Annotated in this window: 1 protein-coding gene; it reads right to left on the bottom strand. The window is 63.5% G+C overall.

What is annotated here, in order from left to right:
- A partial coding sequence (locus ABD949_RS18175) for a PA14 domain-containing protein (protein WP_345245562.1) occupies positions 1 to 537 on the bottom strand: 537 nt, incomplete at both ends.

Genomic DNA, 537 nt, shown 5'->3' on the forward strand with positions numbered 1-537 from the left:
CTTGGCTACGCCCGGCCCCTGCCAGCTCACCTGCAGACCCAGACCACCCGCCCCCTGGATGTAGCGCACCCGGATGGGGTGCCAGCCCCTGGCCAGACAGATCTGTCCACTGCGCTCGGTCATGCCCTGCATGAAGTCGTTGTTGACCACCTCGGTGCTGCCGATCCACAGCCGGCTGGCATCATCACTGCTGGTATAGAAGCTGTACTGCCCATCGGCCGGTATGTTGATGTAGCCCGTGTACTCAAAACCAAAGTAGTCCGGCTTCTGGCGGGGGGCCAACGAGAACTGACCCACCACGGCCTGGGCCACCGGCGTCTTGCCTTCAATCTCACTCACACTGCGGCTCCACATGTGTTCATAGTAGCTGTAGCGCAGACCCGCCACCGGACTGCTCAGGCTCTCGGCCACCCGAACACCATCCCCACAAGGGCCACCCCCGCAGTTGCCCACCGTCACACTCACCTGGGCCGTGCGCACCGCACAGCCACTGCGGCTCAAACTCACCGTATAGGTGTAGGTGCCACTCACCGCAGG

The sequence above is a fragment of the Nibrella saemangeumensis genome (assembly GCF_039541915.1).
GTDB classification, from domain to species: Bacteria; Bacteroidota; Bacteroidia; order Cytophagales; family Spirosomataceae; genus Nibrella; species Nibrella saemangeumensis.